The sequence below is a fragment of the Pseudomonas sp. FDAARGOS_380 genome (genome assembly GCF_002591235.1).
Lineage (GTDB): Bacteria > Pseudomonadota > Gammaproteobacteria > Pseudomonadales > Pseudomonadaceae > Aquipseudomonas > Aquipseudomonas salmasensis.
In genome coordinates this window covers 3,942,091-3,957,602 of sequence record NZ_CP023969.1, presented here as the reverse complement: position 1 = coordinate 3,957,602, position 15,512 = coordinate 3,942,091, and the positions used below count along the sequence as shown (strand labels likewise).

Annotated in this window: 11 protein-coding genes; 5 read left to right on the top strand and 6 right to left on the bottom strand. The window is 61.0% G+C overall.

Annotation, left to right across the window (positions count from 1 at the left end; all coding sequences use genetic code 11):
- Positions 1–56 precede the first annotated feature (56 nt).
- Both CRN80_RS18535 and CRN80_RS18530 read left to right on the top strand, forming a co-directional pair.
- On the top strand, positions 57–2,222 hold the full coding sequence (locus CRN80_RS18535; protein WP_032895996.1) for a mechanosensitive ion channel family protein: 2,166 nt from the start codon (positions 57–59) through the stop codon (positions 2,220–2,222).
- 16 nt (positions 2,223–2,238) lie between these two features.
- Positions 2,239–3,585, top strand: coding sequence for an amidohydrolase (locus CRN80_RS18530; RefSeq protein ID WP_098950757.1), 1,347 nt, complete (start codon positions 2,239–2,241; stop codon positions 3,583–3,585).
- Between the two features lie 109 nt (positions 3,586–3,694).
- Here CRN80_RS18530 and CRN80_RS18525 read toward each other — a convergent pair whose 3' ends face one another.
- The 5 genes from CRN80_RS18525 to CRN80_RS18495 all read right to left on the bottom strand — a co-directional run bounded on the left by CRN80_RS18525 (position 3,695) and on the right by CRN80_RS18495 (position 9,124).
- The gene (locus tag CRN80_RS18525) at positions 3,695–3,919 is read right to left on the bottom strand and encodes an MbtH family protein (protein WP_003192847.1); all 225 of its coding nucleotides are present in this window, start codon (positions 3,917–3,919) and stop codon (positions 3,695–3,697) included.
- An 82-nt stretch (positions 3,920–4,001) separates the two neighbouring features.
- Complete coding sequence (locus CRN80_RS18520; RefSeq protein WP_098950756.1) at positions 4,002–5,402, bottom strand: aspartate aminotransferase family protein; 1,401 nt, start codon at positions 5,400–5,402, stop codon at positions 4,002–4,004.
- 832 nt (positions 5,403–6,234) lie between these two features.
- On the bottom strand, positions 6,235–7,002 hold the full coding sequence (locus CRN80_RS18505; protein WP_098950753.1) for an N-acetylmuramoyl-L-alanine amidase: 768 nt from the start codon (positions 7,000–7,002) through the stop codon (positions 6,235–6,237).
- A gap of 122 nt (positions 7,003–7,124) precedes the next feature.
- Positions 7,125–8,444, bottom strand: a complete 1,320-nt coding sequence (locus CRN80_RS18500) for an ATP-binding protein (protein ID WP_014719306.1) — start codon at positions 8,442–8,444, stop codon at positions 7,125–7,127.
- On the bottom strand, positions 8,444–9,124 hold the full coding sequence (locus CRN80_RS18495; protein WP_032895992.1) for a response regulator: 681 nt from the start codon (positions 9,122–9,124) through the stop codon (positions 8,444–8,446). The genes CRN80_RS18500 and CRN80_RS18495 overlap by 1 nt, the downstream gene beginning before the upstream one ends.
- A gap of 175 nt (positions 9,125–9,299) precedes the next feature.
- Here CRN80_RS18495 and dsbD point away from each other — a divergent pair, with 175 nt between their 5' ends.
- Genes dsbD through dsbG form a run of 3 tightly spaced genes read left to right on the top strand, consistent with a single transcriptional unit; the run spans position 9,300 to position 12,609 of the window.
- On the top strand, positions 9,300–11,027 hold the full coding sequence (gene dsbD / locus CRN80_RS18490) for a protein-disulfide reductase DsbD (protein WP_098950752.1): 1,728 nt from the start codon (positions 9,300–9,302) through the stop codon (positions 11,025–11,027).
- Complete coding sequence (locus CRN80_RS18485) at positions 11,027–11,872, top strand: TlpA disulfide reductase family protein (protein WP_032895990.1); 846 nt, start codon at positions 11,027–11,029, stop codon at positions 11,870–11,872. The genes dsbD and CRN80_RS18485 overlap by 1 nt, the downstream gene beginning before the upstream one ends.
- A complete protein-coding gene (gene dsbG, locus CRN80_RS18480; protein ID WP_032895989.1) occupies positions 11,848–12,609 on the top strand; it encodes a thiol:disulfide interchange protein DsbG in 762 nt (253 codons plus the stop codon). Before CRN80_RS18485 ends, dsbG begins: the two co-directional genes overlap by 25 nt.
- Positions 12,610–12,670: 61 nt before the next feature.
- On the opposite strand, the gene CRN80_RS18475 is transcribed toward dsbG, so the two are convergent.
- Positions 12,671–15,364, bottom strand: a complete 2,694-nt coding sequence (locus CRN80_RS18475; RefSeq protein ID WP_098950751.1) for a hypothetical protein — start codon at positions 15,362–15,364, stop codon at positions 12,671–12,673.
- Positions 15,365–15,512: the final 148 nt, after the last annotated feature.

Below are 15,512 nucleotides of genomic sequence, written 5' to 3'. Positions count from 1 at the left end.
GGGCATAGCGGCCTCGTACACTCGGTCAATTCGTCGTTTTCAAGGTTGACCGCCTCGTGTTCTCCCGTCTGTTTGCCCTGCCCTGCTACCTGCTGATCGCCCTGCTCACGCTGCTGCCGCTAACGTCCGCCCAAGCCGTAGGCTTGCCGGGGATGCTGGGCGGTTCCAGCAAGACCCAACCCCAGGCCGAAGTGCCCCTGGGGCAGTCGCTGGACGAAGTGATCAAGACCCTCGAAAACGACCAGCAACGCACCCAGTTGCTCAGCGACCTGAAGAAGCTGCGCGCCGCCACGCAAAAGGCCCAGCCCGCCGCCGAACTCGGGGTACTCGGGTTGATCGGCAGTACGTTGTCGGGCTTTGAGCAGCAGTTTTCCGGCGCCGACAGCCCGCTGGGGCGTTGGTCCAATGAAGTCGACCTGGCCAAGGATGAACTCGCCGCGCTGATGTTGCCGGCCAGCGAATGGCTGCCGATCATCTTCGGCTTTGCTGTGATCCTGGCGGTGTGGAGCCTGCTGGCCGCCGCGCTGATCTGGCTCAGCCACCGGGTGCGCGAGCGCTTCGGCCTGCCCGAAGAGTTGCCGCAGCATCCGCGCACCTGGGACATGCTGCGCTTCGCCCTGCGCAAGCTGGGCCCCTGGCTGATCGCCCTGGTGATCACGGTGTACCTGAGCTACGCCCTGCCCTCATCCCTGGGTAAATCGTTGGCCATGGTGCTGGCCTATGCCTTGGTGGTCGGCACCTGCTTCTCGGCCATCTGCGTGATTGCCTTCTCGCTGCTCGACGGCCCGCACCGCCACCGTGCCCTGTATATCCTGCGTCACCAGGCGTTCCGCCCACTGTGGTGGATCGGCAGTTTTGCCGCCTTCGGCGAAGCCCTGAGCGACCCGCGCCTGGTTGCAGCCCTCGGCCAGCACTTGGCCCACACTGCCGCGACCGTTGCCAATGTAATGGCGGCGTTGTCCACCGGGGTGTTTATCCTGCGATTCCGCCGGCCGATTGCGCACCTGATCCGCAACCAGCCGCTGTCGCGCCGCCTCAACCGCCGTGCGCTCACCGATACCCTGTCGATCATCGGCACCTTCTGGTACCTGCCGGCGCTGTTGCTGGTGGGCATTTCGCTGTTCGCCACCTTCCTGTCCGCCGGCGACACCAGCACCGCCCTGCGCCAGTCGCTGCTGTGCACGGTGTTGCTGGTGCTGTGCATGGTGATCAACGGCCTGGTGCGCCGCCACGCCCTCAAGCCGCAACGCGGGCACAAGCGCCACGCGCTGTATTCCGAGCGCCTCAAAGGCTTCGTCTACACCCTGGTGCACCTGGCGGTGTGGCTGGTATTCATCGAGCTGGGGTTGCGCGTGTGGGGCCTGTCGATGATTCGCTTTGCCGAAGGCGACGGCCATGAAATTGCCGTCAAGCTGGTGGGCCTTGGCGGGACCTTGCTGTTTGCCTGGCTGATCTGGATCCTCAGCGACACGGCGATTCACCACGCCCTGACACGTTCGCGCAAAGGCTTGGCCAACGCCCGTGCGCAGACCATGATGCCGTTGATCCGCAACGTGCTGTTCGTGACCATTTTCATCATCGCCGCCATCGTCGCCCTGGCCAACATGGGCATGAACGTCACGCCCCTGCTGGCCGGTGCGGGTGTGATCGGTATCGCCATCGGTTTTGGTGCGCAGTCGCTGGTGGCGGACTTGATCACCGGCCTGTTCATCATCATCGAAGACTCCCTGGCCATCGACGACTACGTGGATGTGGGCGGCCACCTCGGCACGGTGGAAGGCCTGACTATCCGTACCGTGCGCCTGCGCGATATCGACGGCATCGTGCACACCATCCCGTTCAGCGAAATCAAGAGCATCAAGAACTACTCCCGTGAGTTCGGCTACGCGATCTTCCGCGTGGCGATCCCCTACAACATGGAAATCGACGACGCGATCAAACTGATGCGCGAGGTCGGCCATGCCATGCGCAACGACCCGCTGCAACGCCGCAATATCTGGTCGCCGCTGGAGATCCAGGGCGTGGAAAGTTTCGAGTCCGGCAGCGCGATCCTGCGCGCACGCTTCAAGACCGCGCCGATCAAGCAGTGGGAAGTGTCGCGGGCATTCAACCTGTCGCTCAAGCGGCACCTGGATGAAGCCGGGCTTGACCTGGCAACGCCGCGTTTGAGCGTGCAGGTGCTGACCGCCGGCAGCGTGCAGGAGAAAGATCCACAACAATAAGCAAGGAGAGGTTGGTATGCGTATGAACGGTCTGACACACCAATGGGTATTGGGTTTGCTGTGCGCGGTGGCGAGTAGCGCAGTGATCGCCGCCAACAGCGGCCAGGACAACGCCCGGGAGGAAATTGCCGCCCAAGCGAAAATCCTCGAACCCAGCCTGTTGGAAACCCGCCGCGATATCCACGCCCACCCCGAACTGGGCAATACCGAAACCCGCACCGCCGAGTTGGTCGCCAAACAGTTGCGCGAACTCGGTCTTGAGGTAAAGACCGGAGTAGCCCGTACCGGCGTCGTCGCCATCTTGAAAGGCGCCCTGCCCGGCCCGACCGTGGCCCTGCGCGCCGACATGGATGCGCTGCCGGTCAAGGAAGTCGCCGACTTGCCCTTCGCCTCCAAAGCCAAGGGCACCTACCTGGGCAAGGAAGTCGACGTGATGCACGCCTGCGGCCACGACGCCCATACCGCTATCTTGCTGAGCACTGCGAAGATTCTTACCGGGATGCGCGAACGCCTGCCCGGCACCGTGGTGTTTTATTTCCAACCGGCGGAAGAAGGCCCCAGCGACTTTATCCCTGACGGCAAGAACACCTGGGGCGCGAAGATGATGGTGCAGGAAGGCGTGATGAAAGCGCCCAAGCCCGACGCGGTGTTCGGCCTGCATGTGTGGGCCGGTGTACCTGCCGGGCAAATCGCCTACCGCCCGGGCCCAACTTTGGCCAGCTCCGATGACCTGCGCATCAAAATCCTCGGCAAACAGACCCACGCTGGCCGCCCCTGGGACGGTATCGACCCGATCACCGTCGGCGCGCAAACCATTGTCGGCCTGCAGACCGTGGTCAGCCGCCGTACCGATATTTCGTCATTCCCCTCTGTGGTGAGCATCGGCACCATCAACGGCGGCACCCGCTACAACATCATCCCCGAGTCGGTGGACATGAGCGGCACCATTCGCTCCTACGACTACGGCATTCGCCAGAAGCTGCATGCAGACGTGCGTCAAACCGTAGAGAAAATCGCCGAAAGCGGTGGCGCCAAGGCCGAAGTGACGATCATCGAGAAGTACGACCCCACCATCAACAACCCGGCGCTGACCGAGAAGATGCTGCCGAGCCTGCGCTGGGCGGCTCAGGATGACGTGGTGCAAGGCCCATTGGTAGGTGGCGCCGAAGACTTCTCGTTCTATGCCAAGGAGGCGCCGGGGCTGTTTGTGTTCCTGGGGGTGACCCCAAGGGACCAGGACATGAGCAAGGCGGCGCCGAATCACAACCCAGGGTTCTTTGTGGATGAATCGGCGTTGGTGGTGGGCGTGAGAACACTGGCGTCGTTGGCGACGGATTACCTCTACACCCACCCTCCCCTGTAGGAGCGAGCTTGCTCACGAAAAACTTCAGAACGCCGCGTTTATTCAGGGTAAACGCGGCGTTCTTGCGTTCTTCGCGAGCAAGCTCGCTCCTACAGGGTATTGGGGTGAATCAGTTGGCGAGGGCCGCGCCATCCATTTTCTGGCGCAGGCTCAGCGGGCGCATGTCGGTCCACACTTCCTCGATGTAGGCCAGGCATTCTTTCTTCATGCCGCTCTTGCCCACGGTGCGCCAGCCTTCTGGCACGGCCTTGTAGTCGGGCCAGATCGAATACTGTTCTTCGTGGTTGACCACTACCTGAAAGAGGATGTCGTCGCGGTCAAATACTGAGGTCATTGCTGTTCTCCGTCGCTCAAAGGCTGGCTGCGCACCACGCGCAGCACTGATATCTGTAGAAACGTACCAAAGGCCTGAAAAATTAGACGCTGGCCACGGCCGCTGCCAAGGCGCGCCCGAAAATCTCGGCCACCTGGTCGACTTCGCCAGCGGTGATCACCAGCGGTGGCAGAAAACGCACCACACTGCCATGGCGCCCACCCAGTTCCAGGATCAGCCCGCGCTTGAGGCATTCGCGCTGCACCAGCGGTGCCAATTGGCGATGCACCGGTGGGTGGCCCTGACTGTCAGGCGTGCCAGCTGGGTCGACCAGTTCCACGCCCAGCATCAGCCCACGCCCACGGATATCCCCCAGGTGCGGGAAGTCGCGCTGCAGGAGGCGCAGGTGCTCACCCAGGCGCTCGCCCATGGCCGCCGCATGGCCTGCCAGGTCGTGATCCTTGAGGTAGCGCATCACCGCCGAGCCCGCCGCCATCGCCATCTGGTTGCCACGGAAGGTCCCGGCATGGGCACCCGGCAGCCAGGTGTCGAGCCAGTCGCGGTACACCACCACCGCCAGGGGCAGGCTGCCGCCAATGGCTTTGGACATGACCACTACGTCCGGGATGATGCCAGCGTGTTCGAAGGCAAACATTTTGCCGGTACGCCCAAAACCACTCTGGATTTCATCGACGATCAGCGCCACCCCCGCTTGCGCGGTGATACGGCGCAGGCCACGCAGCCAGTCGAGGTCCGCCGGGATCACACCGCCCTCACCCTGGACCACTTCGACAATCACCGCCGCTGGCAGCAACACGCCGGCTTCCGGATCGTTGAGCAGGTTTTCCAGATAATGCAGGTTGACCCGCACACCCTCGGCGCCACCCAGCCCGAACGGGCAACGGTAGTCGTACGGGAATGGCAGGAATTGCACGCCATTGCCGAGCAAGGCGCCCAAGGGTTTCTTCGGCCCCAGGCTGCCCATCAAACTCAGCGCGCCCTGGCTCATGCCGTGATAGCCGCCCTGGAACGACAGCACAGTGCTGCGCCCGGTGGCGGTGCGCACCAGCTTCAACGCGGCTTCCACCGCATCGGTGCCGGTGGGGCCGCAGAACTGGATTTTCGCTTCCCGCGCCAGCTCCGAAGGCAGCAAACCGAACAGGTCCTGCACGAATTGATCCTTGACCGGCGTAGTCAGGTCCAGGGTGTGCAGGGGCAGTTCGTCGCTCAACACTTGCTGGATGGCCTGGATCACCACCGGGTGGTTATGCCCCAGCGCCAGGGTGCCGGCACCGGCCAGGCAATCGATGAAGCGGCGTCCCTCAACGTCTTCCACATAAATGCCCTTGGCGCGCTTGAGCGCCAGGGGGATGCGCCGTGGGTAACTGCGGGCGTTGGATTCCTGCTGGCGCTGACGGGCCAGCAGCGGGCTTTCGTCAAACTGATAGAGCGTTTCCGCGGCCTGCACCGGGGCGTCTTCGATACGGCTGGTAGCGACTGACATCTCTGGATCCCTCAATACGCTGATGATCGTGACCAAACTGCCGATCCGTTGGCGTCTGGCCCAAGGGCATGCGCACGGATTTCCTGTTGTGGAGACGCTTCAGATGCATAGGGATTTAGGAGGTTGGTCGGATATTTACCGACTATGCAGTTCGCCGCCGCCACCGCTAACCACGATGCGAAGCGAGCCGCTCTTGATCTTGCTCTTGATCTGCTTTTGATCTGAAGCGCCCCGTTAAACCACGCTGGCCGAACGCAGGCTTGAATTCGTGGGTAACCCGGCAGGACGCCGGGTTAGCCGCCCCGCGCCATGGATGGCGCGTGGCGGCGGCCCACGGATTCAAGCCTGTGTTCGGGCACACCGAGCCTAAGCGAGGTGCCGAGTGGTGGGGCAAGAGCGTTTTGCTTACTTTTGCGCTTTTCAAAAGTGAGCCGCCGTCAGGGCGGAACCCTAAGCGGCCGTTACCGCAGCAATGGATATGTACACAATTCAACTGTGTTGACTGTCAGGCCGTCTTCGCGAGCAAGCCCGCAATTTGATTGCGGGGCGTCAGAGAGATAGGCGTCGGCTGCCAGGCCGTCATCGCAGGCAAGCCAGCTCCCACAGTTTGATTGCGGGGTGTCAGAGAGATAGGCGTCGGCTGGCAGACCGTCATCGCAGGCAAGCCAGCTCCCACAGTTTGATTGCGGGGCGTCAGAGAGATAGGCGTCGGCTGCCAGGCCGTCATCGCAGGCAAGCCAGCTCCCACAGTTAGATCGACGTCGGCTGTCAGGCCGACACGGGGGCAAGCCCCCCTCCCACATGGGGCCCCACATTTGAACAGTACTCGGCATCAAATCCCACGGTACTTTTCGTTCAGTGCATACAAGACCGCGCAAGTCTCTGCATCCAGGAACCCACAATAATCCCGTGGCCGAAAGTGCATCTGAAACGCTCGGGTACGCTGCTCAAAGGCCCGACGATTCTGCGCGGGCTTGTAGCCATACCGCTGAAACGCCCGCTCCACTTCCACCTCCGGCGGCAAGCCAACACAAAAGCGGCGCTGGTACATCGCCCGGGTCGACTCATCAAACCAGGCCCCGATGCCGGCTTCATGCAGCACCCGCCAGGGCAGCCGAGGCCCTGGGTCGCTCTTGCGCCAGTAGGCCACGTCCGAATGCCCGAGCCAGTCCGTAGGGCCGACCTGCGGATAGCGTTCCAGCAGGTCGCGAAGCAATTCAATCAACACATCAACCTGCGCCGGTGCATATTCAGGAAAGGTAAAGACGCCCGCGTCATCGCGCGCCAGGTTGACGATTTCAATGCCCATCGAGCGGCTGTTGAGGTCGGCCTTCCCCGCCCAATAACTCACGCCTGCATGCCAGGCGCGCTGACCCTCGTCCACCAAGCGAAACACCCGCAGCTCTTCATAACCAGCAGCGCGGTAGCTGGGTTCATCGGGGTCGGGCAGCAGATAGTGGGCGCTGACGCCATCTTGGGTGAGGGTGCGTAGCGAGCAAGCAAAGGGCGAAGCGGTGTAGTGCAAAACCACCTGTTGCACGGTTTCGCCGCGGCGGTCGTTGAAATCCCTGGCAGGGTAACTGGTGTCAATCACCAACATAAGAACGGTCCTTTTCAATTCAGGCCGACTCATTCGGCCCGTTCAAGCGCAAAAAAATTACCGCCATCCTGAAGGCTTGAACCTCAGGCGGGCGGTAATTATTTGCCACGTGAAAAGTCAGTTCAGCGCCGCAATGGCATACCCAGGTCGACCCGCATACCGTCGGGCTGGCTGTCAAAATGCAACGAGCAGGAGCAGCGCTGCACGATCGCCTGGACAATCGCCAAGCCCAGGCCACAGCCTTCGCTGCTGCCATTGCGCCAGAAACGTTGGGTGAGGTATTGCAGGTCTTCGCTGGAGATCTGCTGGCCATGGTCACGCACGCGGAACACCACGTTATCCGGGGTAGAAAACACCTGCAGTTCCACGCGGGTATCGGCCGGGGTATGGCGCAAGGCGTTGTCCAGCAGGTTACGCAAGGCCGCGACGGCCAGGCCCACGGGCATTGCCACTGGAACAGGGGAAAGATCCGGCGCCAGGATCAGATCGATGCGTGAATTGTCACCGGCGTTGGCATCCTGGATCGCCAACCGGGCGACTTCCTCTGCACTCGATTGCAGGCCATCATCAAACGACAGGCTGCCCTCCACCCGCGCCAGCAACAACAGTTGCTCCAAGGTGCGATGCAAGCGGTCGGCGCCCTCCTCGGCGTGCGCCAGGGACTGGTCGCGGGCTGCCCCCTCGGTCATGCGCGCGACTTGCAGGTGGGTCTTGATCGCGGTCAACGGGCTGCGCAATTCATGGGCGGCGTCACCGGTCAGGCGACGTTCGCGCTCGATGGTCTTGGCGATGCGTTGCAGCAACTGGTTCTGGGTGTCGAGCAACGGTTTGAGTTCGCTGGGCAGCGGATGAATCTGCAAGGGTTCGAGGGAATCGGCACTGCGCCGCATCAGCGCGTCACGCATCCGGTTGAGCGGCACCAGGCTCTGGCCGATGCCCAGCCACAGCAGGCACAGGCAGCCCAGCAACGCCACGCCGACCGGCACCGACGCCGCCAGCAGGATCGACAGGTTGAGGGCCTCGCGCTCCACCTGGCGGTCGGCGGTGGTGATCAGCAAGTCGCCACGGGACAGGGTAAAACTGCGCCAGCCCACACCGTCGATGATCTGGTCGCGAAAGCCGCTGCGGCGCGACTCCAGCCCTTCCTCAGGCGTAGTATGGCTGCGCGCCAGGATCTCGCCGCGCAAGGAACTGACCTGGCAGGCCATGCCGCCCGGCACATTCAGTTGTTCAGTGCGCAAATGCGCGCCACCGCTGACGCTGGCCAGTCCCGGCATCTGCTCGGTGAGCCCGGCCACCATGCGCGCCGAAGCCACCAGGCGCTGGTCGAGGGAAAACATCATCTGGTTGCGCAAATCGTTGAGCATCCAGGCAGCCGCCAGCACCCAGATCAGTACAAAAGCGGCGCCCAGCTTGAACGTCAGGCGCAGACGCAAGCTCATCACGGGGTGTTTTCTCCCCCATCAGCCGTGCCCAGGCGATAGCCCAGCCCCCTGACGGTTTCGACGATGCCATTGCCCAACTTGCGCCGCAGGTGGTGGATATGCACGTTGAGCGCGTTGCTTTCCAGTTCGTCGCTGAAGCCGTAGACGCTGTCCTTGAGCTGTTCGCTGGACAGTACGCGGCCCTTGTTGTGCAACAGAGCCTGCAACAACGCCTGTTCGCGCCGGGACAGGTCCACAGGCTGGCCGCCGAGGAAGGTCTCGCGGCTACTGGGGTCGTAGGCCAGGCGGCCATGTTCGATCAGGTTGACGCTGCGCCCCGCCACCCGGCGCAGCAGGGTTTGCAGGCGCGCGGCGAGTTCGCGCAGGTCGAAGGGCTTGAGCAGGTAGTCGTCGGCGCCGGCTTGCAGGCCGTCGACGCGGTTGGTCACCGAGTCCCGCGCGGTGAGGATCAGCACCGGAATCTCCAGCCCCTGGCTGCGCTGTTGTTGCAACAGCTTGAGGCCGTCTTCGTCGGGCAGGCCGAGGTCGAGCACCATGATGTCGAAGGCGGCGGCCTTGAGCATCGCCCGCGCAGCCGAGGCCGTGGCCACGCGTTCCACGGTAAAACCCTGGGCGGTCAGGCCGGCCACGATGCCACTGGCGATCAGTTCGTCGTCTTCACAGACCAGTACGTGCATGGTTAACCCTTCATGAATGATGGCGCGATTAGAAAAGCCACGGATTAAGCGCGCATTATGCCGTTAAAGTTGGCAACACCGGATAATCCCTACACTCTAGAATAGCGGCGGTTAATCATCGGTTAATCAACGCCACACATTGTGTGCCTCACTTGCATCGAACTAAGGCTTGACCATGCGGCATCTGTTTACCTTTCTGCTGGTGTTGTTCGCGGGATTCGCCCAGGCAGCGCCGGGCAACCCCTTCGAAACCAAACCCGACTTCCTCCCGGTGGGCAAAGCCTTCGCCTTTACCTCCGAACGTCTTGAAAGCGGCGAAACCCAGCTGTTCTGGCAGATTGCCGACGGTTACTACCTGTACCAGCAGCGCATGAAGTTCGACGGCCTGGCCGAAAAACCCGTGCTGCCCGAGGGTGAAGCCCATAGCGACGAGTTCTTTGGCGAGCAGCAAGTGTATCGCCAGGGCCTGGAAGTGAAGATCCCCGCCGGCACCACCGGCCAGGTCAAGCTCGGCTGGCAGGGCTGCGCCGATGCGGGCCTGTGCTATCCGCCGCAGTCGATCACCGTGGACCTGGGCGGCAACCCGGCCGTCGCCGCCACCGCGCAGGCCCAGGATCAAAGCCTGGCCAGCGGCCTGCAGCAGCGCAGCCTGGGATGGAGCCTGCTGGTGTTCTTCGGCCTGGGCCTGCTGTTGGCGTTTGCGCCTTGCTCGTTGCCGATGCTGCCGATCCTCGCCGGCCTGGTGGTGGGCAGTGGCGCCAGCCCGCGCCGTGGCTTTGCCCTGGCCGGCAGCTACGTGGTGTGCATGGCGCTGGTGTATGCCGCCCTGGGGGTGATGGCCGCGTTGCTCGGCGCCAACCTCGCCGCGCTTTTGCAAACGCCGTGGATCCTCGGCAGCTTTGCAGCGTTGTTCGTGCTGCTCGCCCTGCCGATGTTCGGCTTCTTTGAATTGCAACTGCCCGCCTTCCTGCGCGACCGCCTCGATAACGTCAGCCGCCAGCAAAGCGGTGGCAGCCTGGTGGGTGCCGGTGTGCTCGGCGCGTTGTCCGGCCTACTGGTGGGCCCATGCATGACCGCGCCCCTGGCTGGCGCCCTGCTGTACATCGCCCAGAGCGGCAACGCGCTGCACGGTGGCCTGATCCTGTTTGCCATGGGCATCGGTATCGGCATTCCCTTGTTGCTGCTGGTCACCGTGGGCAATCGCTTCCTGCCCAAGCCGGGCACCTGGATGAACGTGCTCAAGGGCGTCTTCGGTTTCCTGTTCCTGGGCACCGCGGTGCTGATGATTCGCCCAGTGGTCGGCGACAGCCTGTGGATCGGCCTGTGGGGCGCCTTGGCGCTGGTGATGGCGTACTGTGGCTGGGCACTGGCCCGTGAGTCCGGCCTGGCGGCCAAGGTATTCGGCGCCGGTTCCCTGGTGCTGGGCCTGTGGGGCGCGGTGCTGGTGGTGGGTGCGGCCGGTGGCAGCGATGAGCTGTGGCAGCCGTTGAAGGTCTACAGCGGCTCGCGGCTCGCCGCTGCACCCAGCGCTCACGATGCCTTCACCACCGTAAGCGACCCGGCGGTATTGCAAAGCCAGCTCGACAGCGCCAAAGCCCAGGGCCAGTGGGTGCTGTTGGACTATTACGCCGACTGGTGCGTGTCGTGCAAGATCATGGAGAAACAGGTGTTCGGCAAACCCGAGGTGATGGACGCGCTCAAAGACGTGCGCCTGTTACGCCTGGACGTCACCGCTGACAACGCCGCCAGCCGCGAGCTGCTGGGCCGCTACAAAGTGCCAGGGCCACCGAGCTTCGTGTGGATCGGCCCGGACGGTGAAGAACGCCGCGCCCAACGCATCACCGGCGAAGTAGACGCCGCCGCCTTCCTGCAACGCTGGACCCAGACGCGGGACGCTCTCTGATGCTGACCCTCACCATCGGCACCTTCGCCATCGCCCTGAATCACCTGCTGCTGATCAGCGCGCTGATTCTCGCCACCCTGGTGGGCTGGCGCGTGGCCAAGCGCGGCGGCGAAAACCCGGAGTCGGTGCTGTTCAGCCTGTTCCTGCTGGGCCTGCTCGCCGCCCGGGTCAGCTTTGTGCTGATGTACTGGAGTTATTACAGCAACGACTGGGTGGAGATGGTCGACCTGCGTGACGGCGGCTTTCTCGCCTGGCCCGGGATCATCGCGCTGATCCTTGGCGCGCTGGCGTACGGCTGGCGTCGCCCAGCCCTGCGCAAGCCCCTCAGCGCCGGGGTGATCACCGGCCTGTTGTTCTGGGGCATGACCAGCCTGTCCCTGAGCCTGTATGAAAAAGGCACGCGCCTGCCGGACATCACCCTGCGCAATGCCAATGGCGACGTGGTGCAACTGGCGGATTATCAGGGCGGCCCGTTGGTGATCAACCTGTGGGCCACCTGGTGCCCGCCGTGCCGACGCGAAATGCCGGTGCTGGAAAACGCCCAGCGCATGCGCCCCGACGTGACCTTCCTGTTCGTCAACCAGGCCGAAAGCATGCAAAGCGTCAGCACCTACCTGGCCACCCAGGGCCTGAACCTGGACAACGTGCTGTTCGACGCCAGCGGCCGCCTTGGCCAGGCCGTGGGTTCCATGGCCCTGCCGACTACGCTGTTCTACCAAGCCGATGGGCGCCTGATCAACAGCCACCTGGGCGAACTCTCCGAAGCCAGCCTGGCCCGCGCCATGGAACCCTTCGACAACGCCACGATAAGGAAACCGACATGCCTCGCCTCCGCCACCTGCTGACCCTGCTGCCTTTGACCCTAGCCGCTGCGCTGGCCCAGGCCGAAGACCTGCCGGCCCCGATCAAACAGATCGAAGCCAAGGGCGCCAAGATCATCGGCAAATTCGATGCGCCCAGCGGCCTCACCGGCTACGCCGCCCAGTACCAGAACCGTGGCATGGCCCTGTACTTGACCGCCGACGGCAAAAACGTCATCGCCGGCAACCTGTACGACGCCCAGGGCAATGACCTGAGCACCGCGCCCCTGGAAAAACTGGTGTATGCGCCGATGGCCAAGGAAGTCTGGGCCAAGATGGAAAACAGCAGCTGGATCCAGGACGGCGACAAAAACGCCCCGCGCACCGTCTACCTGTTCAGCGACCCCAACTGCCCGTACTGCAACATGTTCTGGGAACAGGCCCGCCCGTGGGTCAAGGCCGGCAAGGTGCAGTTGCGCCACATCATGGTCGGCATCATTCGCGAAGACAGCCCAGGCAAATCCGCCGCCCTGCTCGCCGCCAAAGACCCGCAAAAAGCCCTGCAAGAGCACGAAGCGGCCGGCAAGGGCAGCAAGCTCAAGGCCTTGGAAAAGATCCCGGCCGAGGTCGAGGCCAAGCTTGATGCCAATATGAAGTTGATGGATGAACTGGAGCTGTCGGCGACGCCGGCGATTTTCTATCTGGATGACAAGGGCGGGTTGCAACAGCAGCAGGGGGCGCCTTCGCCGGAGAAGTTAATTAAGATATTGGGCCCCAAATGAACCTTAAAAAGCGCCTATCCCAGATAGGCGCCTTTTTCAGCAACAGCGAATTTAGCGGCTGCTAACCATGCACTCGGATATCCGTAAACGCATAGTCATTGCCGTATCCCGCCACCTCATGATTCAAAATCTCCAACCGCATTGACTCTGCGCTGGCGACGAACGAGCCCTTGAGTGGGGCCCACGCCGTACTGGAGAACGTAGTGACGTTTGTAACAGCTCCCGCATTCGTCCGCAGTGATAATTTGGGGAGTGCCGGTGTGGCATTGAGCGAGCACGCGATCATGCTGAATTCGTATCTACGATTAACCTCAAGTCCAGTAAAGTCTTTATATAGAACCACTCCCAAAACAGCTGGACGATGTGTCCAATTGACTAAGCAAGATTTTCCCGCATGTGACCCGTAGACCAGTTCACCATTGGCTGCACTACCGAGCCTCCAGCTGTTCCAATTGCCACCTATAAACGGAGTAAAGTCATTCAATACAGCTTTGACGGTCAGCACCCGCACTGGGCACACCACGTTTTCCTTCAAGTTGCCCTGCGTGGACACGCTGAAAGCAAGGGTCAAGGTGCTGTTGTTTTTTAGTCTGTCCAGCAAGGCATGTTGGATAGGACCCGCCACCCCTTTAGTCGCCTCTTCATCGGTGACGGTTCTGTTCGCGTAGACATCGAACGTGTAAGAAAAACCATTTTTATCTGTCCCCGTCGCCCGCAGCCAGCACTTCTGCCCTTTTCGTAAGAACCACATTGGATCTTCGAAGGAGTTGGCATTGCCGGTAATTGCCCGCATGTCCAAAATGCCGTGATCCACCCCAGGTGGTGTCGCTTCCAACACGTTTGGCTTTTTCAGACGCGTGGGCAGATTGATCTTCAAACTCAACGACGCTGAAGTCTGTGCTTCCCTACATTTGGTGATCACGATGTAAGTTATTTCCACCGTTTCACTCATGCTCTCTATCGCAGCATCAGCAGGCAGGGAAAACTTGACAACGCCGTCACGATTGCCAGTTTCAGATTTCAATTCCCAGCAGAGGCCGTTTGGTCTTTTCCAGCAAACACTGATCTCATGCTTGTCACTCATACGCAGATAATTGACGATTACTTCTACGCCATCTTGAGCATTCCATGGCTCTAATTCGTCCCCCTCCGCCTGGGTAACTTTGGGTGCAGGCAGCACTAGCTCCTCTTGGATGATATGGAAAGTCGCCGCCAGAGCCTCGATAGCCTCTGATCGGTCAAAGGCCTCGCAGAAACTCACGGCAAAATGCAATTCAAAATCACTGCAATCAGCCAGCGATTGCAGTTCGTCTCTCGAGATAAACGTCTCAACACCTTTATTTTTCCAGTCCTCGGTAACAGGCGCCTTCGTCAAAATTTCCGATTGGTAGCTACTTCCGTCCTCATGTTCGCCGGTGATCCACATCCAGCAAAACGTTGAGCATGTGGCATAGTCGCCAATATGAACAAACGCCGATGCGTCCTCTGAAAAAATATTGAGGTTAACCTTGCCGTGAGTGGCCTCTGCAATTTCCGACTTGGAAAGTCTAGGCGTCAGCACATCGACCACTCGCTCCGGCGATTGTGGTTCTGGCCCCATCAGATTAGGAAATTGAACGGTATAGCTCAGCGTCATCGATTTATTAAAGAAACAAGCAATCACACAGCGCGGTAACTTGACGGACGCCGGGTCCCCATCGTTTTTAATCTCCACACAACCCAGTAACTTCGATCCATAGCCGGGCCCGCTGACATAGAAGCAGACCTGATCACCTGCATAAGTGTCCAGCTGCGGCGCGTCCACATCGCCCCCGTTTTTGGTGAGTTCCGGGTTAAGGCACCACTTATCGTCGAAAAACGCAGATTGCCGCAAATGGGGCGGCTGCAAATTCTCCAGGCCTTGATCCCCAATGAAAGCAGCGGTACGACGATGTTGGATTTGAAGAGCGTTCCTGGGAAGCCGGGTCTCTTCATCAGGATTTTCAACTTCAGCCGGCGGTTGGGGCTCCTCGCCACTGGTGATCCAGGCAGCCTGACAAGTAATTGATTCGTAACGTGGCTTCTGACGTGCCAGCCAACCACGAGGAATCGGAAATTCAAGTTTTTTGCCTGATGCGATATCTTCGAGCGTTAATGCATACCCGTAAGCCACGATATAGAAAACGGGTTTTCCACTGAATTGCTCAATAACGACACTGCAATAAATTTTATCTCCAACCTGGGCGAGTGGAGGAATAGGTATTTCAACTATCTCATCGCCTTGGTGATCGTGCATGTCATAGGTTGGCGTATTTTGGAATACCTTTTCATCTCTTAATCGAGGTGCTAGCGCTTTACTTTGTTCTGCCGAGTAAAAAGTCACCCCCACTTCCTTGGTCAGTGAAACAGCTGGTTTACCGCTCACTGTGCCCTCGTACCATACGACCAGCGTGTACCCCATGGACATGGTCAGGTATTTCTGCGGAATCAGGATTTCCCTGGCACCCGGCTGCCCGCTTGAGTCAACAACATCATTCAAGCGGATCTCTGGCGCCTCCTTTATGCTGAACTTTATGGTGATGTCCAACCTGTCCATGCGCGAGTCGACAGTCAGGTATGAGTCCTTCTCCATCGCTTCTGCCGTAATCGTCCCGTACAGCTCACTGGAGATGATTGGCGCGTCGACTTCCAGCGCCTGCGGCTGTGGCGTAATTGAAGGCGTTGGCGCAACGTCGGTATTTGAGGGGGTTTCACGCGTGGAGGTTTGCTTGGCCATTTTCAGAACTCCGTGTTCAAGAGAGGTAGGTATCCTCGACCAGCCCAATCCGGCCAAGGCACTCCCTTAAGTGAGTCCTATTTTTTCGCCCCCGCCTACTGTCAGAATTGACAGTTCGCGCTGAAAAAACGGCGCTGCCCGACCAACG